Origin of the sequence: Paenibacillus sp. J14 (assembly GCF_000518465.1) — a bacterium.
Classification (GTDB): domain Bacteria; phylum Bacillota; class Bacilli; order Paenibacillales; family Paenibacillaceae; genus Fontibacillus; species Fontibacillus barengoltzii.
The window spans coordinates 37,670-61,216 of sequence record NZ_JADQ01000028.1 but is presented as its reverse complement, the minus strand read 5'-3'; the positions used below and the strand labels follow the sequence as shown (position 1 = coordinate 61,216).

Here is a 23,547-nt window from a genome sequence, read left to right as displayed (position 1 = left end):
CCCTCATGCGAGAGACTTGCGTATCCGGTATTAGCTACCGTTTCCGGTAGTTATCCCAGTCTTACGGGCAGGTTGCCTACGTGTTACTCACCCGTCCGCCGCTAAGTTNATCAGGAGCAAGCTCCCGATAAACTCCGCTCGACTTGCATGTATTAGGCACGCCGCCAGCGTTCGTCCTGAGCCAGGATCAAACTCTCCAATAAAGTAGTGTTTGACTTGCTCATTTCAAAACTGACGATTCATATCGTCTAATTAAAAATTGACGTGTTCCATTTGTTCAGTTTTCAAAGAACTTGCTTACTGTCGCCAATCACCAATCACAAGAATCAGTTTTTGTCGAACAGTTATTTATTATACTCATTTGATCGAATCATGTCAACTTCTTTTTTCGACAGCTCATAATGATTTTCTACAGCATGTCGTTCGAAGCGACAAGTAATAATTTATCACGTTGGCAACCTTTTTGCAATATGAATTTTATCCCATCTGTTATCAGGCAATTCTCATCAACAATCCTATATCATTCGTACAATCAATAATAGAAGAGAAACCTCTTTTTGCAAGGTCTCCCCTCTGCAGAAATCTGTGAATTTAACTGACGAATTGCTTTAAATGCTCGAATCACTCTCCCCAAAGGATTTGGTCGTTCCTGCGGCGCTCGTTTCAGTTTTTGCGGAATCACTCGTTCCACTTTTCTCGGCCTCTTCCTTCAATAACATATCGAGAACAACCTGACTTTCCTTCTGGACCGTTTGCAAAGCTTCCTCGATCGACTTCTTATTCGCTTGGACAAGCTGCAGCTCCCGGTTAAGAATCGGTTGGTATTGGGGATAAAAACTTTTAGGGATCATATCCCAGACTCGACGAGTTTCCCGATCAAGCTTCGGCTTAAGTTTGTAGAACGGCTCCATATCGATTCCTTTATACTCCTCGGAATACCCCATACGGCTCAGCAAACTTTGACTTATCGATTTCGACTTAACTTTTGCGCATTCCTCTCCATTAACATACTTAATGAAATCCCAAGCTGCATCTGCATTTGGGGAATTGGCCCGTATAGCGAAGATGTCATTGAAGAAGATCCCCCGCGATGACTCGGGATCAGCAGGATCCACCGGTCCTGCCGCAACACCGAGCTGAAACGGTTTATAGTCTTCGAGCGAGTCCTGCGCTTGCTTCAGATTACGAAGCGTACTGAAATTCTCAACAGTCATCGCGACACGCCCCTTCACAAAGGGCTGATTCTGATAATACTCTCGTACTGTTCCAAAACTGTCCCCTTCGGAATCTCGCTTGTAGATAGCGTTGGAATCCAATGCATCCTTTGCCAGCATATAAGCTTGCACCCATGAATCAGAATTTAACGTCAATTTCATCGTGCTTGGAGACAACATCTGCAGCCCTTGATACCCAGCGATCTCAGTGGCTAAGCTTTCCAATGAGTCGCCGTATAACATTCCAAAACCGTAGACACGTGTATCTTTATCACCTTCTGTCGGAAACCGACGCGCTAGATCAAGAATCTCCTTCCAGGTCATTCCATCGTGCGGCACCTCAATACCATATTTCGCAAACAAATCCGCATTGTAGAGAACAGCACTTGGCGAAAAAGTCGGAGATAAGCCGTATAACTTGCCGTCCCCTTCCTCCTTGAGAACATCGAGCATACCAGAATAGAACGTATCAAGATCATATTTATCCCGTTGGATTAGACTGTCCAACTCCAACAATTTTCCATCTTCGACGAACTTTTGGTAATCCCCATTCGATGAACTTAGAAGCACAATATCAGGCATTTCCTTGTCAACGAAATCTGAGAAAGCCTTCGCGTGATCAAAATTTTCAGTATCGGAATAATTAATAAGACTATTCATACTAACCACTTCGATTTCGACATCAGGATGCGAAATGGCATACAAATCCCCATACTCCTGATAAAAATAGCTTTCATCAGAAAACATGATTTTGAACCTAGACTTTTGTCCCTGCTCCTGCGCAGTTCCGCTTGTACAGCCCGCCATAAGTGCGCAACCCAATAATACTAGCAGCCCTTTATGTAACCAGTTTCTCCTCATCACTACCTCCAAAATATATGTTTTAATTATCTATGCGAAACAGACGTTCAAGAAAAGGAGATAGTTTCAAGTTTTGGCAAAAGGACCGAAAATTTGTTGAGAGGTTTTTTTATTTTCGTTACAACGAGAACTCGCCTCTTAAAAAGGTTGTTATGTAGGAGTAAATGTAACGCAAGTAATGTAACCCTAATAGGTAGTAGATCCCCGCCCCCTCCGCCGTCGATTCCCCCAAACTCCCAGGATGCTGCAAGACACCAGTAAGAAGCCTGCAGCCAAGCGAAGCGCAAGATCATAATCCCCCGTAAATGCACTGAGACCTGAAGATCCTCCTACAACTCCTATGGAGAAGAAAGCATAGAACATTCCAAATGCTTTGCCCTTATGTACAGGATCGACGTTGTTGACGAGCAGTGAATTGAGAGTTGGGAACAGCAGAGCAAATCCTAATCCGTAAAACCCCATGATGGCAAACATACCAAGTTGATGATCTGTCATCGACAGTACACACAACGATACGAGAACCGTCGCTCCGCCCGCCGCACTTAATCGGAGTGGAGAAACTGTATCAAACCACCGATTACTCGGCAACACAAAGAAGCTGATGGCCACAACCCCAAATACACTAAGCATCATACTGGCGGCCTGATCAGGCAGACCAAGCGCCTCGGCTTTTAAAGGAAGGCTAAACGTCAACGCTCCCATGGCAAACATCAATGCAAATGCGCCGTAATAAGCGGTTGCAACCGATTCATTGCGCAAGGATGCTCCAAATGCGTTCCAAACATTGTCGTTCGATGCATCCTTATCGCGCGCTTCGGTTCCTCCAGCATGAAGCCTAACCATCAGAACAAGAACCCCTCCCAGCAGCAATATCACCGATGTAGCCATAAATAAACGATTCACTCCAACACTAGCCTTCATCATTCCTGCAAAGGCCGGCCCAAGAATGGCGGCAATCCCAACAGCCGCTCCAGAATGAGCCATGGAACGACCTTGATCTCGGTCAGAAGAGACATAAGAAACTAAAGTGAATGCGCTAGGCACCAGCAGCCCGCCGGCAAGACCATGCAGCATGCGAACCATCAAAAGCGCTGAAGGCTGTCGAACCGTGGTGTACAGCAACAGAATTCCGGCTGTCGTAACCAAACCCGCGAGCAGCACTTTTTTGCCTCCGTATCGGTCGATCCAGAACCCTGCCAGCATATTCCCGATCATATTGGTCAGGGAGTACATGCCCACGGCAAGCCCGATTTGAAACGAACTCGCTCCAAGGCTCAGCGCCAGCGGTCCCATAACCGGAAGCTGGATAAACAAATCCATAAAGCTGATGAAGACCAGAAAATTTATGATCCATTTCGTTTTTGGCATATTTAGCATAGTTGGCTTATTTGGCATGACGTTCTCCTCAACCGGTTTCTTTTTTGAAAATTATACGATATAACGCTGGCGCAAACCCCTAAGGAATCGACCGGAATGATGGCAATCTTTTGAAAGTTCGGGTTACACAAAAAAGAGGGTTGCTCCCTGCTTCCGCAAGGAACCCCCCTCAAAGATGGATTAGGTTACCCATCAATTATTGCCCCGAGTCCTCGAACGTCTCCACTGCATCCGTAGTTACACCGGACGCACCGGATTCCGCGTTACCTTCAGAGCCCTTCTTGGCCGCTTCATCCTTCAACGCCTTGTCCAACAACGCTTGAGCCTCATCCTGCACTGTTTGCAAAGCTTCATCAATCGATTTCTTCTTCTCCTGAGCTAGCTTCATCTCTCGCTCCAGAATCGGCTGGTATTGCATATAGAAATCGTCTGGTATTTTCGCGTAGTCGCGGCTAGAACTCGAATCAAACTTCGGTTTCAGTTTATAGAAGGATTCCAGGTTGACCCCGTTAAATTCAGTAGAAATCCCCATCCGGGACAGCAATCCGTTGTTGAGCGATCGCGATTTAACTTTAGCGAATTCTTCACCATTAATAAACTTGATAAACTCCCATGCTGCATCCGCATTTGGCGAATTTGCCCGGATCGCGAAGATATCGTTAAAGTACACGGACCGTGTCGTTTGAGGATCGGCAGGATCCACCGGCCCAGCAGCAACTCCCAGCTGGAAAGGCTTGTAATCTGTGATCACCTCTTGAGCTTGCTTCAGGTCTTGCAACATGTAGGTGCTTTCCACAGACATGGCCACCCTCCCCATCAAGAAAGGCCGGCTCTTATAGTACTCTTCCATCGTCCCGCCTTGGAAGCCATTTTCGTCGGGAATATAAATCGCTTTGGAGTCGATTGCATCCATCGCCAGCTTATAAGTTTGTTTCCAGGAATCCGTATTGATCGTGATCTTCATCGTGTCCGGATTCAAGAACTGCAATCCCTGAGCGGAGGCGATGTACGAAGCTAAATTCTCCATGGACATGCCGTACTGCACTCCAAACCCATAGACGCGAGTATCCTTATCCCCTTCGGTTGGGAAGCGACGCGCCAAGTCGAGAATTTCCTGCCAGGTCATCCCGTCATGTGGAAGTTCGACGCCATATTTCGCAAACAAATCGGCATTATAAAAAATCGCGTTGCCGCTAAAGGTCGGGGCCAATCCGTATAATTTGCCGCCGCCCTGCTCCTTCAGCATTTCGATGAGCGCCGGATAGATGCTCTCCGTATCATATTTATCCCGCGCGATGAACGTATCTAATTCCATGAGCTTCCCGTCGTTCACGAACTTCTCGTAGTTGCTGGAATCCAAGAGGATGACATCCGGTTGTTCCTTATCGACGAAATCCGAGAAAGCTTTCTCATAATCGATCGGCTCGCCATTTGAACTGTTGTAGATGCTGTTCGTGTTGACCACTTCGATATTCACGTTTGGATGTTTAATTGCAAACAAATCACCATACTGCTGAAAAAAGTACTGCTCATCCCAATACATGATTTTAAAGCTGGACGTCTGCTCCTTCTCCTGTGCAGGGCGGCTGGTACAACCTGCGAACAGCATGCAGGCCAATACAATCAGCAGTCCCTTCATGAACTTCTCCCTCTTCATTACGACCTCCAAATGAATGTTTTTTAATGATGACTCTACCATAATAACGTATGCAAGTATCGATAGTTTCATATTCTGGTAAAAAAAACCGATTCTCTTAGCAGTTTTTGCTTAGAGAATCGGTCTATAGATGAGCGAGATCAGATTAGCTCAGGTTACCCGGAACGGATTTGGATACCCGGCCGGTTTTGACGTGTGCGGGCTGTGCCGCGGAACGGATGACCTTCATGCCTATCACCTCCTTGCTAGGGTGTACAGGAACTCTAGTAAAACTAGGCTTCAGAAGCAGAAGCCATCACTTCCCGCTGCGCCTGCAGCCAGATTGTGCGCAAGGTCTTCTTGATCTGACGCTTCTCATAAGAGCAGGGGCGGTTCCCCGTCCGCATCCGATACAACGGACAATGGTTCCCTTGGCAAGCCGGCCGGAAGAAGCAAGCCTGGCATTTCTCATCCGTCTCCTCGCCGGATGTTGTCCACAGCGCCAGCTTGTCATAATCGAGATCCAGCGTACCGTCCTCGTGAATCCGGCCCAGGCGGTTATTATCCTGCTCCAGTGCCACCGAGCATTTATACAACATGCCGTCCGAACCAACGATTAGAGAGTTGGGCTTCGCTGCATAACAAACCGCTCCCGTCGGCAGCAAAATATCCGAGATAAACGAACTGACCGTAAGCCCTTCAGCGATCGCTTGCTCGTTGAAAGCCCAAATGCAGCGATCTTTCGTCCGCTCGTCGCATATCGGCAAATTGAGGTCGTTCTCCCCGCCCATGCAACCTACAGGACGGAAATAGACTTGAAATCGCGGGTCATCCCCAAATAAATCGCGCAGCACCGGAATGAACCGGGAAACCTCCTCTAAATTGCTGTTATCGAAGTTCACACGCAAATTGATTTCAAACGGACGGTCTACCTTTTTTAATGACATTAAATTGTTGACGATGGTTTGATAGGTATCCCCGCCTCCGTTCAGGCCGCGGCGGGCATTGTGCGTCTCCCCTTCACCATCCAAGGTCACCATAAACCGCTCGACATGCAGATCCAGCATCTGCTCAAATCGATCACGCGTCAAATAATATCCGTTGGTCGACATTTCCGCGCCATATCTCGCCCCGCTCGCCTCACAGGCGGACATGAACGAACGGGATAATCGTTCAATGACATGCGGGACGAGCAGCGGTTCTCCGCCATGCCAGCTGATCGTCAGTTGCCTCAATGTGCGGGCACGCTCAGCCATGTAGGCCTCCAGCCCCCGGATCACCTCTTCACGCATCGTTGCCCGAGGAAACGATTCATAACAATAGGTGCAGCGGAAGTTGCACGCCTCTGTCACCAGTAAAACCAGATGCATCGCATCCTGCGCATGCATGGAGTGATGCAGAAACAAGGCGCGCCGCATTTCGTCCGTATCGCCAGGGACAAGGAACCCCTGTTCAATCAACGATTCGTACAATGGAGGCGCTGGTTCAGGAACGGGTGCGGCCGGGGTCAGCCACTCCAGAACTTGATTCCGTTCGGCTGGCGAACAAGCGGCAATTGCTCCGGTATAGCTGTTATACAGCATCAGTCCGCCGTCATCGGTTTCGCTGTGCGCATTAAAGCGCGAAGGCTTCCACTGTAACGCATCGTGATTCATGTGTTCTCCATCCTTTTTATGATGATTTTAATCATGAACCCTCCGGTCCACCGCCCTATGATGAAGAAAACGCCGCTGGTTTGCCATGATTCTCGTCACTTTTGTGATCGCTGGCCGCAAAAAAATCCCCGAACCCACCCGCGGATGTCCGCAGATGTGCTCAGGGATAGGAAAAGGAATTGGTGTAAGCTCTCTATGAGTTCTGATTTCTATTCGCTTTCGTTTAACAGCCGGATCAACTCGTTCTCGTCTTCGATGACCGGGATGCCCAGCTCCTGGGCTTTGGCCAGCTTGCTGCCAGCCTTCTCGCCCGCGATGACCAGATCGGTCTTCTTCGATACGCTGCCGGTCACTTTGGCGCCCAAGGCCTCCAGCCGTTCGGACGCTTCATCCCGGCTCATCTGATGCAGTGTACCCGTCAGCACGACCGTTTTCCCGGAGAAGAAGGAGTCCGTCACCGGCGCAGCGGCTTTGACCGGGGCCTTCGGCGATACTCCCAGCTCCAGCATTTTGCGGATACCTGCCTGATAGAACGGATCGGCGAAGAAGTTCACAATGCTATCAGCCACGATTCCGCCGATGTCCGGCAGTGCCGTCAGCTCTTCCGTTGTAGCGGACATCACCGCTTCCAGGCTGCCAAAATGATCGGCCAGCACCTTGGTCGTCGATTTGCCGGTGTTCGGAATACCCAGCGCGAACAAGAAGGAAGCCAAATCGCGTCCTTTGCTCACCTCGATTGCCTGGAGAAGCTTGTTGGCTTTCTTTTCACCAAAACGCTCCAGCTTGATTAAATCATCAAACGTCAACGTATACAGATCAGCCGGCTCACGGAGGTTCAGCTCATCGTGCAGCTGCTCGGCTGTTTTCTCGCTGAACGTCTCGATATCCATGGCGTCGCGGGAAGCAAAATGCGTAATCCGCGCCACAATTTGCGGTTTGCAGCCCAAGCGGTTGTTGCAGAACAAATGCGCGCCCCGCTGCTCCAGCGGCGTACCGCAGGCTGGGCAAACCTCAGGGTAGATGATCTCCCCGCCTTCCGGTTCATCCGGCACTTTGCCGAGTATTTCCGGAATGACATCGTTGGACCGGCGGATGAATACGCGGGTGCCCAGAGCATACTTCAAGTTTTTGCGTTCGATATCGCCGATGTTGTTGAGCGTACAGTTTTGAACGGTGACGCCGGCCAGTTCCACGGGTTCGACCTTTGCCAGCGGTGTGATTTTCCCGGTACGCCCAACGTTCCAGGACACAGACTCCAGAATCGTTGTCGTCTCTTCCGCCTCAAATTTGAAAGCCACCGCCCAGCGCGGGAATTTGTCCGTATATCCCAGCACTTCGCGCGTGCGCATATCGGTGATTTTGATGACGGCTCCGTCGATGAGGTAATCGAGGGTCGGGCGCTTTTCCACGATTTCATGAAGCGCTTCGATCACTTTGTCAAAGCTGTCATGGTAGGTGACATAAGGGTTCACCTTAAATCGGTTGTCTTTAAGGAAAGCCATCATTTCCCGATGATCCTGGAAGTTCAGGTTGTCTGAATACCCCACATTGTAGAAAAACGCGTTGAGCTTGCGCTCCGCCGTCGTCCGCGGGTTCAGGTTGCGCAAGGCACCGGCCGCGGCATTCCGGGCGTTCTTCAGCGGCTCCGCTGCCGTCTCGTTATATTTGGCGAGCACCGATAGATTCATGATGCCCTCGCCTTGCACCTCGATCGTCCCTTCGCGGTAAGGAATCGTCAGCGGCACGGATTTGATCGTTTTGACTTGGGGCAAGATCCCCTCGCCCACAACACCGTTCCCCCGGGTCGCCGCCTGAACAAGGTGTCCATCCGTATAGGTGAGATTGAGCGTCAACCCGTCAAATTTCAGCTCGACCACGTAAGTCGGGTTCGGCAATGGCGTGGTTGGGTTTTTACCATTGTAGTCAGCGATCAGCTTGAGAACCCGGTTGTTCCAGTTCAGCAGCTGCTCTTCGTTTTGCGCTTTGTCCAAGCTCCACAGCGGAGCCAGATGGCGGTGCGGCTTGAAGCCCTCCAGCAGTTCGCCGCCTACGCGCCCCGTCGGCGAATCAGGCAGGGTGATCCCCGTCTCCGCCTCCAGCGCGGTCAGTTCATCATACAACTGGTCGTATTCTTTGTCGCTGATGATCGGCTCGTCCAAGGTGTAGTAATGATAGTTGTAGCGGTTCAGCTGCTCAACGAGCTGCTCCATCCTTTGCATCGCATCCATGCAGGGACAACCCTCCTTCATGCAGGTATGTTATGTATAGCAACGGAGGAACCCGATTGGGTTCACTCCGTAGGTTAAGCGATTGGGGCAAGTGCACTATGTGCCGCCCATGATCTTAAGGGTATTTTTTACCGCTATTTATCGGGAATACGCTAGTTTGCGGGGAATAAGGGAAAAATATGGCGCTATCCCTAGCCAATCCAAGCAAATCTGGGCCATAGGAGCAAAATAAGAACATAAAATGGTCTTATTTCACGAGGAAGGCCCGATTCAATGATCATAAGGACATAAATTACCCTTATTTTCTACTGATGGAGCCCACCCCACCTCTATTCTCCTCAACCTTCCCCGGATTGAGGCAAATATACTCGGTTATCCGCCATCGGTCACTCGCCGTCGGTCACCTTCGTGATCGGAGCGAATCCGGCCAGCAGCCGCTTGACCCCTACCGGTGCGGGAAAAGCGATCTGCAGCTCCGTGTCGTTGCCGGTGCCTTTGATGGCAACAACCGTGCCCACGCCCCACTTGGCGTGGGCGACCTTGTCCCCGGCGCTGAAATCGCCGGGGGCGGTCTTGGCGGCGGCTCCTGACGCGCCGCCGCCGGTCACGGTCACGCCGCTCCGCATGGGAGCGGCGGTGCCGCGCCCGGCCGGTCCGCTAGGCGCAGCAGCGGACCGGCCCCATGGGCCGCCGGCCGCGTCCGTGGCCGGGCGGCCGAAGTTGCCGCCGCCGGCGCTGCTGAAGCCGCGGCCGCTGTAGGCGCCGCCCACGCCGGCGCCCCGGCCGTAGCGGTCGCGCGGCACGCGACCGCCGTCCTCCTTGAGTTCCTCGGGGATTTCATCGAGGAACCGGGACGGCGGGTTCGCCGTCGTGCGGCCGAACAGCGTGCGCATCTGCGCGCACGAGAGGAACAGCTTCTCCTCGGCGCGGGTGATGCCCACGTACGCCAGACGCCGCTCCTCCTCGAGTTCCTCGTCGTCGAGGAACGCCCGGCTATGCGGGAAGACGCCTTCCTCCATGCCGATGATGAACACGACCGGGAACTCCAAGCCCTTCGCACTGTGCATCGTCATCAGCACAACCGCGTCGTCGTTTGGTTTCTCCGCGTCACTGTTATCGTTCATGCTGTCGATATCGGCGATCAGCGCCAGATCGGTCAGGAAGGAAACCAGGGACTTGTCTTCATTATTGTTCTCGAATTCCATCGTCACGGACAGGAACTCGTCGATATTCTCCAACCGCGAACGGGCTTCGAGCGTATTTTCATTTTGCAGCTCCAGCCGGTATTGGGTGACTTCCAGCAGTTTCTCCGTCAGCTCCGTAACCGACAGGTAAGGAACCATCTGGTGCAACCCATGAATCATGTCAAAAAACTCAACCAACGCATTCCGCGTCCGCCCGGCAAAGCCCAGATCGTCCACCACTTCAAGCACGCGGTAGATCGAAGTCCCTCGCTGCGCTGCAGCATCTGCCAGCTTCGCTACAGTTGTGTCGCCAATGCCCCGTTTAGGTACATTGATGATCCGCGTCAAGCTAATGTCATCATCCGGGTTAGACAGCACGCGCAGGTAAGCGAGCAAGTCCTTGATCTCTTTGCGATCATAGAACTTAATGCCGCCCACGATCTGATACGGGATATCCGATTTGATCAAAATTTCCTCGATCACCCGCGACTGCGCGTTCGTCCGGTACAAAATGGCATGATCGCGGTAGTTCCGTCCGCTTTTGACGCTGTTATGAATTTCCGTGGTAACAAAATACCCCTCGTCATGCTCCGAATCCGCGCGGTAAACCTTGATTTTGTCGCCGTCGCCCTTGTCGGTCCACAGCTTCTTTGGCTTGCGTCCGGTGTTATTTCCAATGACTTCGTTGGCCGCATTCAGAATCGTTGAGGTGGAACGATAGTTCTGCTCCAGCAAAATCGTCTTGGCCTCAGGATAATCCTTCTCGAAGTTCAGGATATTGCTGATATCCGCCCCGCGCCAACGATAGATCGATTGGTCGCTGTCGCCGACGACGCAGATGCGGTGATGCTTGTCTGCCAGCATCCGGCACAGCATATACTGCGCACGGTTCGTATCCTGGTATTCGTCGACGTGGATGTATTGAAATTTTTTCTGATAAAAATCGAGCACATCCGGAGCCGCTTTAAACAATTCGATGGTCTTCATGATCAGGTCGTCGAAGTCCAGCGAGTTGTTTTGGCGCAGCTGCTTCTGGTATTGGATATAGATCTTCGCTACAATACCTTCAAAATAATCACCGATCTTCTGTTCATACTGCTGCGGCGTGATCAGTTCGTTCTTCGCTGCACTGATGGCCGCTTGAACCGCCTTCGGCTCAAATTTCTTCGTGTCGATGTTCTGTTCTTTCATGCAGTTGCGAATCACCGACAGTTGGTCCGTAGAATCCAGGATGGAGAAGTTGGAGGTGAACCCGATCCGCTCAATATCCCGCCGCAAAATGCGCACGCACATCGAGTGGAACGTCGACACCCAAATGTCCCGTCCCTCCGGACCGCCTACCAACCGAGATACCCGATCCTGCATTTCACGGGCCGCTTTGTTCGTAAACGTAATCGCGAGAATCGCCCAAGGCGGGGCTTTGCGCGTTGCGATCAGGTAGGCGATGCGGTGCGTCAGCACACGCGTCTTGCCGCTGCCGGCGCCGGCCATAATCAGCAGCGGCCCTTCGGTCGCCTCGACGGCTTGTCTTTGCTGCGGATTCAGGCGGCTTACCGCCTCTTGTATGTTCACAGGTTGCATCAAACTTGCTCCTTCCTTTTATAGACACACATCTTCTTCGTCTTCGTCTTTGCGATCACTGATAACAGACTCCAGAGCCGTTATTCGTTCATTTCCCACGGATTTCCCGATGTAACGGACTCAGACGACGCTATTTCACCCCAACCGAGTCTTGAGGGGCCAGATTTGGGCAAATAAGGTCTTCTCAGTCCGTTAGCTGCGCCGGGGCTCGTTATTCCGAGCAATAAGGTCCGTGGTGTCCGTTACAAAGCTGGAGCCCCTTCCTCTCCACGCAGATGGCGACGCTGGCGTTTTCAGCTCGTCCCCTCTTCCCCGCTTGCTTCTAGCTCTCAGCTGCAGCGGAGCCCTTCACCGCCGCCACCGTCTCGAGCGCCCGCTCCAGGTTATCGTACACTGCGTTGCCGACAACCACCGTATCGCTCACGGCAGCTGCGCGGTACGCTGTTTCCGCATCCACGACCCCGCCGCCATAGAAAAGACGTGCTTGATCCAGTGTCCGCCTTACGTCCGCTACTAACTCAAAATCTCCGATCTGCCCGCTATATTCCAAATAGACAATCGGAAGCTGAAGCAAACGATCCGCCACTTGGGCGTATGACCGGGCTGGCACCGGCTCCAACGGGGCCTTGGCCTTCGTTACCTTAGCGACCGTCGCCTCTGAATTGAGCACGAGATAGCCTTCCGGCACGAGCATTTCCCAAGGGATCAGGTGTCCGTATTGCTCGATCGCTTGGGCATGATGCCCGATGATCCAATCTTGATGTCCTGCGTTCAACACGATCGGAATCATATAAAGGTCGAATCCCGGAACGACCGCCTCAAGATTGGAAATCTCCAACACGCAAGGAACCTCAAAACGACGCACGCGAGACAGCAGGTCCACCGTATTGTCATAGGTCACCCCGCTCGATCCGCCGATCATCACGGCATCTGTCCCCGACAGACACACCGCTTCCAGTGACCGATCGTCCAGCTGACGGTCGGGATCCAGCTTAAACACATGTCGCCAGCCAGATATCATCTGCTTCAATTTCCATTCCTCCAACGATAAATTCAGCAGAAGGACCGCGAAAAACGGGGCATTTCGCTCCGCCCCGCTCTCTCATCCATCTGATATATGACTACTGTTCATGACTAGATTTCCAGTTCTGTTTCTAGTCTATGTTACCGGGGATACCCTGTCAATGTTCGCGTCCGATGCGAACACAAAAAAATGCCGCAGTTCTTGCGGCTCTTAGCTCTAAGACGGGGCCTTATCACGTTTCTGGCATCTCTTTGCGTGATTATCCCTTTTGTTCAGAGAGAGGGCTTATTGGATCGTTGGTGTGATCTTCGAAGAACTCTAGTCGATGAGGCTGATTAGCTGGGGATCGGACCACCTTCTCCACTCCCTGATGTAAAGGGATAATCGCGAGAATGAGAGGCGGACGACCTGCAACCTCTATGAGATCCCCTTCATGATACGTTTTTTACCACGCAAATCCGTTTACTAAGGACAGCATTCCCGTGTTTTTTGCCAAATCTGCCTCCGTCAAAAAGTCAGTGTAGAACCCGTAAGCCCCCATCCTTTTGAACTTGGCGATGGTCTTGAGGTCGTTGATCGTATGGATGTAAGAGGGCACGCCAATCCGGTTGAGCTCCTCGATCAGCTGTGCGTTCGCCCGCGTATCCGACATTGTGACGGCTGCGAGATGCTTGTCCTCCGCAAAAGCCACCACTTCCTCGTCGGTATCATGCGTTTGATATAACGTAAAAATCACCGAAGCAAACGGATAAATTGCTTGAACCGGTTCCCACATTTCGCGGTTATAGATTTGCGGCACCACCCGCTCCAAGAGCTCTGGGTCCTTCGCCTTGGCCTGTTCAACGATCTGGGTAAAAATCTGTTGAATTTCTTCCGGGCTGGACTGCTTGGTATCCGTGATGATATACACATCCGGGTACTGCTCCATTAACTCTAGCACATCGTCCCAATCTAAGGGATCGTACACCCCTTGAATTTTCGCTGCCTTGAACTCGGCGTGGCTCATAACTGAACCTTGGTGTTCCTCCGTCAACTCATCCTGTTGTCCCAATTGTTGCGTAAACTTCTGGCTCCACTCATGGCGCCCCACCAGCTTCCCGTCGCTGCTAATCAGGAGGTCGACTTCAAACACGCGGAAGCCTTGATCATAGTTTACGAGAAAGGCGTCATAAGTGTTCGTATACGTCAGACCTTCGATCCCGCCCATAGCGTGCGCGACCATACGATGGGCTCGAAAGCCATCTTCCTCCGACTTTGGCGTCTCCGGCAGCCAGCTTAGCGCCAGCAGCACGATGCCCAAGATCAGCAGGAGGTTGTAGAAAAGTTTATTTTTCATGAGTATATGATCCTATTCTACTTGGAGGTGTTCGACCTAAAAAATGTCGTTTATTGTCAATGGTCATTATAGCATATCTCACAACGTCATAGAGTTCCCGGTAGATTCAGGAATACGGTTGACGAATGCACACATTTTCTTTATGGTCGTTCTATGCCAAACCCTAATGGAGGACATTATGGAGAGAAAAGCAAAACTGGAGGAGATTGAAGCCCTTCGCGGGATTGCCTTCCTGGCGGTCGTGCTGCAGCATGCTATCGCCGGATTGTTCGTTCAACCCGACATGTCGCCGTTATCCGTCAGCTTGGGAACAACCTTTCTGGGATTGATTCGGTTCGCTGTCCCGCTCTTTGTGTTTATCACCGGCGTAGTGTTGTTTTATAATTACGACCGATCCTTTCAATTTGGACGCTTCTTAAAAAGAAGAGGGCAACAGGTCGTCCTCCCTTATCTGTTTTGGACGATCTTCTACTATATCTGGGTGAGTCTTCGCAGCGGAGATGCTATTTTCAGCAGCTGGAAAGATCTCCTGCATATGCTGGAGCTGGCTCTGACGGGAAAAGCCTCGTATCACTTGTGGTTCATGGTCATGATTATCCCGTTTTATCTGCTGTTTCCCGTATTCCGGCAGCTCTTGTCCGGCAAACGACCAGCTAAGGTAAATTTGGCCGTCACTCTAGTGTTCCTGGCTGCCAACTTGCTCTTGCTGGAAGCACTGAGGAAGGGTGTTTTCCAATCGGACCAACCGATCTTAAGTACCCTCTATCGCTACCTAGACCGCAATTTTCTATTCTGGACGTTTTATTTCATACTGGGTGGATTGGTCGGCTTGTATTATGAGCGCTGGAAAAAGGCCGTACGCCCCCTCTGGGGGATCAGCTTGGCGCTTACTGTACTTTTCCTGATCTATATCGGCACCAAAATCGCCGCCATCAACCAAGGCGCGGCAGCTGGCGACTATTTGACTAGCGCCAACGTTACAGGGCCGCTGAAGCCGCTGATGTTGTGGGCCACGCTCGCGATGCTTCCGTTTCTTTTTTATGGGGTACAACGCCTGCTCACCCGGCCTACCAAGGCGGGACTCGCATTAAGCCTCATCGGTAAATATTCCTTTGGCGCCTATCTGGTGCATGCCTTTATTTTGCGATATACAAATCTACTAGCTTTGAATTATCTCGGCGGCCTTGGTGTATACGCCCAAACTCTGATTTCATTCATCCTGTGCGCCTGTGTCAGCATAGGCTTGTGCATCGGTTACCGCAAAATGCGAGGGCGTTGGCGGAAGATGCACGTTGGCACGGATCGAGGAATGGCGGGGTGAGGAGATGGAAGGATCTAAAAGCAAAACGGCCTCTTCGAAATGAAGAGACCGTTTCTTTGTGATGGGATAGCCCGTTAGTATGCGTTTTTGTTGACGAAACCATTTACGACGGTTTTCAGTACGATTTTGATATCTAATAAAATTGACCAGTTCTCAATATAGAAAAGATCGTACTTAATCCGTTCCTCAATCGACGTGTCTCCGCGAAGCCCATGGGTTTGCGCCCAACCGGTGATCCCCGGCCTCACATGGTGCTTCACCATGTATTTTGGGATTTCCTCTTTAAACTGATCCACGTAATAAGGTCGTTCTGGACGCGGTCCCACCACGCTCATATGCCCCGCCAATACATTAAAGAACTGCGGCAGCTCATCAAGGCTTGTCTTCCGAATAAAGGCTCCGAACTTGGTGCGACGCGGATCGTTTTGGGTCGTCCAGCCCGTGTCCTCAACCCCTTCAGGCAATACCCGCATGGAACGGAACTTGTACATTTGGAACGTACGACGATTCAGCCCTACCCGCTCCTGCTTAAAGATGATCGGGCCTTTGGAGGTCAGCTTGACCCCAATCGCAACCATCAACATGATCGGTGAAGTTATGATGATCGCCAGCAGCGAAAAGACGATATCAAATATCCGCTTGGCGACCCGGTTCCCGGCCAAATCCAGCGGAATATCTCTAACGTTAATCATCGGCATTCCCGCAAAGTTATCAAAGTAGGGCCGGGCCGGCAAATAATCAAAGAAGTCCGGGATAATTAACGTTCTTACGCCGGCTTTTTCACATACGGCTATAATTCGAGCATATCGGTGATGCGCCTCCAGCGGGAGCGCCAGAACCACTTCGTCAATCAACTTCTGTTCCAGAATACGCTCCAACTCATCGATCCTTCCGAGGATCGGTTTATAGCGAGCTGCCTCGCCTCTCTCCCAAACTTTCTGATCATCTAGAAATCCGACGATCTCATAGCCAAGTTCAGGATATTGCCGCAAATTATCATGGAAGCGTTGGCCCAATGATCCGGCTCCAAGAATCAAGACAAACTGTTTATTGTAGCCCTTCTTCCGCAGCTGCTTTAGGGCATTTTTCAAGAAATACCGATAGAACATGATCAGGAGTAAATTGAACGTCATGTATATCGCCAAATAGTGACGGGAGATGTCCACTTGCCGGAAGAAGAACATCAAGCTCAGCAGAAGGAACAAGCTAGCAACATGAACCTGCAAGATCTTCCAGGCTTCATCGGCGAAGCGCTTTTTGCGTTTCGGGGTGTACAAAGAAATTAAGATCCCCACAATCACCGCAATCGCACCATAGACGACGCTCCAGAAAGCGTAAATTTCCACGGGAAGCGGCTGCTCGTACTGAATCCAACCGCTTTCGAACTTCACCCACCAAGCAAGCAGAAAGGAAATTTGGATGAAAACAAAATCCGTCAGCATATATAATTGAGTTAAGAACCGTTGGTTCTTACGGATCATGATCTCACCTCCACTTTGACTTCCGCCGACTCCGGCTGGTTTGCGCCCGATGGAGTTATCGTGCCTACCGGGAGTAATTTGTTTTTTGCTAGAGATAAGAGGAACTTTAGTGAAATACCACAGTACACGGCTGCATTCGTTACCCAAGAATAGTTGCGAAGATAATGCTTCCTATGAAAAACCCACATCGCGCGGTGAAATTCATAGATGATCTTGAAAGGCTTACGCCGGCTGCTAGCTCCCTTATAGTGAACAATGTATGTAGCAGGATGATAATGTATCCCCCAACCCGCTTGCTTGATGCGATAGCACCAATCCACATCTTCTCCGTACATAAAAAAGGTTTCGTCCAAACCGCCAACCTGACGAATCGTCTCCTGTCTCACCAGCATAAAGGCGCCAACAAGGCAGTCGACCGAATACGTCTCGTTCGGATCCATATACCCGAGCTGATACTGGTTAAACCGCGGATTGTCCGGGAAGAGCTTCGAGAATCCGAAAGCATAGTAAAAAGACGCGGAGGGCGTAGGAAAGCCCCTTCTGCACGCTTTATCCAGCGAACCGTCCGGCAGGATGACTTTGCACCCTGATGCCCCGAGCTCCGGGTGTTCATCCATATAGGAAACCATAATCTGAAAAGTATCGGGCTGCACTACGGTGTCTGAATTCAAGAGAAGAACATAACGTCCCTTGGCGATCGCCATCCCTTGATTGTTCGCTTTGGCAAATCCCGTGTTCTCCTGGTTCGCAATCAGCACCACTTCCGGATACTCAGCTTGAATTGCCTCCACCGAACCATCCCTTGAAGCATTGTCCACGACAATGACTTCATACGGATAGACCGTCTCGGAGTCGTATACCGACCGCAGACAGTCCAACGTCAGCTGGCGTGTATTATAATTGACGATCAATATACTTAAATCCATGATATGTGCGCTCCGAATCTACAAATAAATTAATCTATCGACATTATAGCACATCATGGCATGAGGGAGGTGAAAGAGGGAGAAAGCGGAAGAAAAGGTGAACATTGCAGCTATTCCATTAATCTTCTGCGCTGGATCTCCCGCCGTTTCTTTTTCAAATCTGGCATTTTATCAAAAAAGTCCTTCCAGGCCCCAAGCACCTTAGGTTCTCTTAGTAGCATATATCCATTGCTCGCCAGCTCATAAGCCAGCAGCTTCGGCAAATGCTTCATCCATCGTGCTCCTGATAGATTCTTATAAATCATTTTATATCGGTTGATGTAAGAATACCGACGAATGAACAAAGGCTGCGTATGACGGCTCCCCTTCTTCCACCCTCTCTCATGAGTGGCTACGGCTTCCGCACAATAATAGGCTTTCCAGCCAAGCAAGTTAGCTCGCCAAGCGACATCAACATCCTCTTTGTAAGCAAAAAAATCCGCATCAAAAAACTCGCCATCCATCGATAGCTCTTCGATCATCTTGCGTCTGTACATGGCCGCGGCGCCCGATACGCCAAATACTTCGCCGGATGCTCTGCATCGACTCGCCGGTTCCCCTGCCCCACGATCAAAAGCACGCCATATCCCATTCATCAGCAAACCGGTACTGTCCACGATATCCGGGGACGACTTTAGGATAAGCAACCCTGTGGCACTTCCCACCTCCGGACGTTGTTCCATCCCCCTCACAAGCCGCTCAACATATTCAGTTCCAAGCTGTACGTCCGGATTCAACACCAACACATAATCGCTTTGCGTCATGCGAATCCCCTGATTGTGGGCTGGAGCAAAGCCGGTGTTTGTTGAATTAGCTACCAAGTGGATGTTGTTCGCATGGGTCTGCTCAATATAGGCTCGTACCCGCTCCACCGTACCATCTGTGGATGCATTATCGATAACGATCATTTCCTGGATCGGATAGGTTTGTTGTCGTACGGCGTCCAGGCATTCTTCGATGTCCTTGGCGCTGTTATAGGTAACGATTTGGATGCTGACGGTTGGATTCATGGGGTGAGGTTCCTTTGCTATGGTTTCTTGTAGGTATTATATCAAACCCTCTATGTATCGTGGTAATTCAGAGGTTAATAGCAAAAGCTAACCAGAATTTATCTCTCCTGGTTAGCTTTTAGTTCAATCAGAAATGCTTTAAGCGCCTCTCTCCATGGCCGCAAATCCTGTAATCCATTTGTGCGAATGGATAGGCGATCCATAACCGAGTTTCGAGGACGCGGAGCTGGTCGCGGAAAATCTTCGGTTGTACATGGCTCTACACGTACCGAATAACCTTGCCCAAACACGCTAGATGCCTCTTCAAAAATGGCCTGGGCAAACTCAAACCATGTACATTCCCCTGTATTTGAAGCGTGATAGATCCCATATTTCTCGGTCTGAATCAATTCCAGCAGAAATGCAGCCAGATCTACCGTGTAAGTAGGGGAACCCTTTTGATCGTTTACAACATTAAGTAATGGCTTTTCCTGACCAAGTTTCAGCATCGTCTTCACGAAATTATGTCCATGCAAACCAAATACCCAGGATGTCCGAACAATAAAAAACGCGGAAGACAGGCTTTGAACCAATGTTTCTCCAGCTCGTTTTGACTTCCCATAGACACTCTGGGGATTGGTATTATCGTATTCCTGATAAGGTGAAACAGCAGTTCCATCGAAAACATAATCCGTACTGATGTAGCAGAACTTCGCCTTCACTCGCTCTGCCGCTAACACCATGTTACGCGTTCCTACAGCATTCACGGCATATGCGGCATCAACATCGGTTTCCGCCTGATCGACCGCCGTATATGCTGCACAATGGATGATCGCATCCGGCTTAAACTGTTGCACACGCGCCAGACACATTGCCTCATCGATGATGTCCAACGAGTCCCGATCACATGCCAGCACAAGATGTCCAGCATTCTCGAAAAGCTGCACAACATCATGGCCCAGCTGGCCTTTCGCTCCGGTTACAAGCACTCTCATGATGGATCACCCAAACGATGACCGTACTGTTTGGCATAATACTCTTGATAGGCCCCCGTTTGAATCCGGGTCCACCATTCCTTATTTTCTAGATACCAACGAATGGTTTCCTTTATCCCCGTTTCAAACGTGTGCTTTGGTTTCCAGCCAAGCTCCTTCATGATTTTGGTAGGATCAATCCCATAACGACGATCATGCCCTGGACGATCCTGCACATGTTTAATCAACGTTTCCGGCTTGCCAAGCTGCTCGAGAATCGTACGCACAATATGCAAATTGGTTCGCTCATTATTACCGCCAATATTGTAGACTTCGCCATCACGCCCTTGATGAATGACAAGGTCAATCGCACTGCAATGATCCTCCACATAAAGCCAATCGCGAATATTGAGACCATCCCCATACACAGGCAACGCTTCATCCGCAAGGGCTCTGGATATCATTAATGGGATTAACTTCTCCGGGAATTGATAAGGGCCGTAGTTATTGGAACATCGCGTGATATTTACAGGAAGTCCGAAGGTCTCATGATAAGCACGAACGAGCAAATCCCCGCCAGCTTTACTTGCCGAATAAGGACTGTTCGGAGCAAGCGGCGTCTCTTCCGTGAATAATCCCGTTTCTCCCAACGTTCCATAAACCTCATCGGTAGAGACTTGAACGAACTTTTTGACCCCGTGCTTTTTCGCCGCATCAAGCAAAACTTGCGTCCCCAGTACATTCGTTTTCACAAAAATATCCGGTTCCAAGATACTGCGATCCACGTGCGACTCTGCCGCAAAATTAACAATGACATCAACGCCTCGGCCAATCAATTCATCCATTGCCTTAGCGTCCGCGATATCCGCCTTCACAAAAGTATGATGAGGATTACCTTCCACCGACTTCAAATTCTCCAGGTTTCCGGCATAAGTTAGTGCATCTACATTTATGATTTGGTAATTTGGATGCTGTTTCAGCATATATAAAACAAAGTTGCTGCCGATAAATCCAGCACCGCCTGTAACGAGAAGTTTCATGAAAGGAATCCTCCTAATCGAAGTTCATTTCAGCCTCCGCAAATGTCGGATGCCTCCGGTCTTTGTCCGAAAGCAACGGCTCACTGACCGGCCAATCAATGTTTAAAGCCGGATCATTCCATAGTATGCCGCGATCATGTTCCGGCGAGTAGTATTCGTCCACTTTATATAAAACTTGGGTATTTGGTACGAGGGTACAGAACCCGTGCGCAAAGCCTTTAGGCACTAACAGTTGCCGCTTATTGTACTCACTCAAAATAACGCCAACCCATTGGCCATAGGTTGGTGAGCTCCGACGAATATCCAGGATGACATCATAGATCGCCCCAGTTAACACCCGAATTAACTTCGTCTGAGCTTTGGGGTTCAACTGATAGTGCAACCCACGAAGTACCCCTGGCTCGGCCGACAATGATTGATTATCCTGAACGAATTCCAAATTCACTCCAAGCTGACGCATTATGGACTCATTGTAACTTTCCATAAAAAAACCCCGGTGATCTCCATGAACCACCGGTTCAAGCAAGGCCGCGCCTTCCAACTTAAGCGAGGTGAGCTTCATCGTTTAAAAACCTCCCTTTCTATAGCTTAAGTTTCCCAAACTCTTCTCCAAACTCTAGATCTTTGGCAAGTTCATTAGCACGTGCTAATGAGGCATGCGTTCCTGCATCTGTCCACCAACCCTGCAGCACATCGAAGGTTAGTTCTCCTCGTTCAATATATGCATTATTCACATCGGTTACTTCCAGTTCTCCGCGTGCAGAAGGTTTTAAGGTCTTAATAATGTCAAAGACTTTGTAATCATACATATAAATACCTGTCACAGCATAATTCGACTTAGGGTTCTGCGGTTTTTCTTCAATCGATATTATACGGTCACCTTGTAATTCAGGAACCCCAAAACGCTTAGGATCGTGCACTTCTTGAATAAGGATTTTCGCTCCTGTCTTCTGCTTTTTGAAGTTGTCCACAAATGGAGAAATATCATCGGCAAAAACATTATCTCCGAGAATAACGACCATCTGATCATCGCCAACAAAATGCTCCGCTAAACCTAAAGCCTGGGCAATTCCCCCAGCTTCATCCTGTACCTTGTAGGTGAAACAAACGCCCATCTCACTGCCACTACCAAGTAAATTAACTACATCTCCCATGTGTTCCTTACCTGTTACAACTAGAACATCAGTTATGCCTGCTTGTTTCAGTTTGTTTACTGCATGAAAAATCATTGGATATTTACCAACAGGTAATAAGTGTTTGTTGGTGACTTTGGTTAATGGGTACAGCCGGGAGCCTGTTCCTCCTGCTAGGATTATGCCTTTCAAAATCGACCCCTCTTTTCTTTATTAATTAAATACTTGGTGAAATTCAGTAACAACAGGTTTTCTTCCAATACTATGGTACGTAATTCCCTGGTCAGATGCATCGGTTAAATCAAAGCAGTTTCTTCCATCTATAATAACAGGATGCTTTAATAGTTTTTTATATCTTTCAAGACCAAAATCAATAAATTCATTCCACTCCGTTACTATAAGTAAAGCATCACAGTTATCCACTGCCTGCTCTATATTTTCTGAGTAGAATACTTTTTCTCCTATTACATCACGTACGGCTGGCATAGCTATAGGGTCATATACTCGAATTTCTACACCCGGATATAAGGTTAATAAATCTTTAATTAATTTTATTGATGGCGCATCCCTGATATCGTCCGTATTAGGCTTGAAACTGAGCCCTAATATGGAAATTGTACTTTGACAAATATCGTCAATTTCTAATTTCAGTTTATCAATCAATTTCTTATATTGATTTTGATTAATATTTACAACTTCCTGGAGCAATTTAAAATCATGACCGGCTTTTTCGGCAATTTTTATGAGGCCGTTCGTATCTTTTGGAAAACAAGCTCCTCCAAAACCTATCCCAGCAGCAAGAAATTTTTTGCCAATCCTTGAATCTGAGCCGATTCCTTCTGCAATGTCTGTTATGTCAGCACCTAGAGTTTCAGCTAGGTTAGCAATTTCATTAATAAATGAAATCTTCATTGCGAGAAAAGAATTCGCTGCATACTTAATTAACTCAGCGCTTCGAATGTCCGTTATTTGAATAAATGTGTTTAATGGAGAATGAAGATCGACTAATAGAGACTTAGCTTTTTCACTGTTCGTACCAATAACTATCCTTTCAGTATTAAAAAAGTCTTTAACGGCAGTCCCTTCTCTAAGGAATTCCGGTACAGACGCAACATCAAATTCTAATTTTTCCCTTACAGTACTTCTAATAATATTCTCTACCAATTCACCAGTCCCTACTGGAACCGTACTTTTATTAACAATCACTTTATAATCGTTTATATGATTTGCAATTTCTTTTGCTGCAGATCTAACATAGGAAAGATCCACATCTCCATCAGCTAATGAAGGAGTACCTACAGCGATGATAATTATCTCAGAATTATGAACAGCTTCTTTAAAATTCGTAGTAAACGATATACGCTTTTGTGCCTTATTGATTAGGACTAGTTCTTCGAGTCCGGGCTCATAGATAGGCATAACTCCATTATTAAGCTGCTCTATCTTTTCCACATTAATATCAACACATATTACATTATTTCCTAATTCAGCAAAGCAAACACCTGAGGTTAGACCTACATATCCAGTTCCTATAACTGCAATATTCAT

17 protein-coding genes and 1 rRNA gene are annotated in these 23,547 nt (G+C 49.2%); 1 reads left to right on the top strand and 17 read right to left on the bottom strand.

Features of this window, described 5'->3' with window-relative positions:
* The 9 genes from M891_RS0112440 to M891_RS0112395 form a co-directional block, all read right to left on the bottom strand.
* A 16S ribosomal RNA gene (locus M891_RS0112440) occupies positions 1 to 203 on the bottom strand; the annotation flags it as partial.
* 405 nt (positions 204 to 608) lie between these two features.
* Positions 609 to 2,075, bottom strand: coding sequence for an ABC transporter substrate-binding protein (locus M891_RS23865; RefSeq protein WP_036700334.1), 1,467 nt, complete (start codon positions 2,073 to 2,075; stop codon positions 609 to 611).
* A 186-nt stretch (positions 2,076 to 2,261) separates the two neighbouring features.
* Entirely contained in the window at positions 2,262 to 3,470 is a 1,209-nt protein-coding gene (locus tag M891_RS0112430; RefSeq protein ID WP_232228335.1) for an MFS transporter, read from the bottom strand.
* A 178-nt stretch (positions 3,471 to 3,648) separates the two neighbouring features.
* On the bottom strand, positions 3,649 to 5,091 hold the full coding sequence (locus M891_RS0112425; RefSeq protein ID WP_232228334.1) for an ABC transporter substrate-binding protein: 1,443 nt from the start codon (positions 5,089 to 5,091) through the stop codon (positions 3,649 to 3,651).
* 290 nt (positions 5,092 to 5,381) lie between these two features.
* On the bottom strand, positions 5,382 to 6,743 hold the full coding sequence (locus M891_RS0112415) for a radical SAM/SPASM domain-containing protein (RefSeq protein WP_028539073.1): 1,362 nt from the start codon (positions 6,741 to 6,743) through the stop codon (positions 5,382 to 5,384).
* 209 nt (positions 6,744 to 6,952) lie between these two features.
* Positions 6,953 to 8,971, bottom strand: coding sequence for an NAD-dependent DNA ligase LigA (ligA, locus tag M891_RS0112410; RefSeq protein ID WP_028539072.1), 2,019 nt, complete (start codon positions 8,969 to 8,971; stop codon positions 6,953 to 6,955).
* A gap of 386 nt (positions 8,972 to 9,357) precedes the next feature.
* Positions 9,358 to 11,736 (bottom strand): DNA helicase PcrA, encoded by a 2,379-nt coding sequence (gene pcrA, locus M891_RS0112405; protein WP_028539071.1) that lies wholly within the window; start codon positions 11,734 to 11,736, stop codon positions 9,358 to 9,360.
* Positions 11,737 to 12,058: 322 nt separating this feature from the next.
* A complete protein-coding gene (locus M891_RS0112400; RefSeq protein WP_028539070.1) occupies positions 12,059 to 12,766 on the bottom strand; it encodes a heptaprenylglyceryl phosphate synthase in 708 nt (235 codons plus the stop codon).
* A 439-nt stretch (positions 12,767 to 13,205) separates the two neighbouring features.
* Positions 13,206 to 14,096, bottom strand: coding sequence for a phosphatidylinositol-specific phospholipase C/glycerophosphodiester phosphodiesterase family protein (locus M891_RS0112395; protein ID WP_028539069.1), 891 nt, complete (start codon positions 14,094 to 14,096; stop codon positions 13,206 to 13,208).
* 178 nt (positions 14,097 to 14,274) lie between these two features.
* On the opposite strand from M891_RS0112395, the gene M891_RS0112390 reads away from it, so the two are divergent.
* Positions 14,275 to 15,417 (top strand): acyltransferase, encoded by a 1,143-nt coding sequence (locus tag M891_RS0112390; RefSeq protein WP_198032035.1) that lies wholly within the window; start codon positions 14,275 to 14,277, stop codon positions 15,415 to 15,417.
* 74 nt (positions 15,418 to 15,491) lie between these two features.
* Here M891_RS0112390 and M891_RS0112385 read toward each other — a convergent pair whose 3' ends face one another.
* The 8 genes from M891_RS0112385 to M891_RS23860 form a co-directional block, all read right to left on the bottom strand.
* Positions 15,492 to 16,898, bottom strand: a complete 1,407-nt coding sequence (locus tag M891_RS0112385) for an undecaprenyl-phosphate glucose phosphotransferase (RefSeq protein ID WP_028539067.1) — start codon at positions 16,896 to 16,898, stop codon at positions 15,492 to 15,494.
* Complete coding sequence (locus M891_RS0112380) at positions 16,895 to 17,824, bottom strand: glycosyltransferase family 2 protein (RefSeq protein ID WP_028539066.1); 930 nt, start codon at positions 17,822 to 17,824, stop codon at positions 16,895 to 16,897. The genes M891_RS0112385 and M891_RS0112380 overlap by 4 nt, the downstream gene beginning before the upstream one ends.
* 110 nt (positions 17,825 to 17,934) lie before the next feature.
* The gene (locus M891_RS0112375) at positions 17,935 to 18,873 is read right to left on the bottom strand and encodes a glycosyltransferase family 2 protein (protein WP_036700329.1); all 939 of its coding nucleotides are present in this window, start codon (positions 18,871 to 18,873) and stop codon (positions 17,935 to 17,937) included.
* A 98-nt stretch (positions 18,874 to 18,971) separates the two neighbouring features.
* Positions 18,972 to 19,847 carry a dTDP-4-dehydrorhamnose reductase gene (gene rfbD / locus M891_RS0112370; RefSeq protein WP_028539064.1) on the bottom strand — a complete coding sequence of 292 codons (876 nt, stop codon included), beginning with the start codon at positions 19,845 to 19,847 and terminating at the stop codon, positions 18,972 to 18,974.
* Positions 19,844 to 20,866 carry a dTDP-glucose 4,6-dehydratase gene (gene rfbB / locus M891_RS0112365; RefSeq protein ID WP_028539063.1) on the bottom strand — a complete coding sequence of 341 codons (1,023 nt, stop codon included), beginning with the start codon at positions 20,864 to 20,866 and terminating at the stop codon, positions 19,844 to 19,846. The genes rfbD and rfbB overlap by 4 nt, the downstream gene beginning before the upstream one ends.
* 13 nt (positions 20,867 to 20,879) lie before the next feature.
* Positions 20,880 to 21,428 carry a dTDP-4-dehydrorhamnose 3,5-epimerase gene (gene rfbC, locus M891_RS0112360; protein ID WP_028539062.1) on the bottom strand — a complete coding sequence of 183 codons (549 nt, stop codon included), beginning with the start codon at positions 21,426 to 21,428 and terminating at the stop codon, positions 20,880 to 20,882.
* A gap of 19 nt (positions 21,429 to 21,447) precedes the next feature.
* On the bottom strand, positions 21,448 to 22,191 hold the full coding sequence (locus M891_RS0112355) for a sugar phosphate nucleotidyltransferase (protein WP_028539061.1): 744 nt from the start codon (positions 22,189 to 22,191) through the stop codon (positions 21,448 to 21,450).
* A gap of 21 nt (positions 22,192 to 22,212) precedes the next feature.
* Positions 22,213 to 23,547, bottom strand: a complete 1,335-nt coding sequence (locus M891_RS23860) for a UDP-glucose dehydrogenase family protein (RefSeq protein ID WP_036700325.1) — start codon at positions 23,545 to 23,547, stop codon at positions 22,213 to 22,215.